We start from the raw sequence: 248 nt of genomic DNA on the forward strand, positions 1-248 counted from the left end.
TGTCAAAGAAGATAATAATGCTCTTGCACTTGCTATGGTTGATAAAAGAGCTAAAGAACTATCTCCTGTCCCTTTTGAGCAGGCTATAAATGTTAAACTGAACTGGAAAATTGCTCCTTATCTATTTGGAGTCATCCTTATTTGCGGAATTATTTATTTTTTAAATCCCTCAATTTTTTCCAGTTCCACTCAGCATTATATCCAGTACAATATTCCTTTTGATAAAATGGCTCCTTATGACTTTCAAT

General features: G+C 33.1%; 1 protein-coding gene. It reads left to right on the forward strand.

Features of this window, described 5'->3' with window-relative positions; genetic code table 11:
* Positions 1 to 248, forward strand: a 248-nt coding sequence (locus R0J87_RS23190) for a hypothetical protein (RefSeq protein ID WP_498889313.1), incomplete at both ends; no start/stop codon positions are given.

This window comes from Halomonas sp. SIMBA_159 (genome assembly GCF_046536035.1).
GTDB lineage: Bacteria > Pseudomonadota > Gammaproteobacteria > Pseudomonadales > Halomonadaceae > Vreelandella > Vreelandella venusta_A.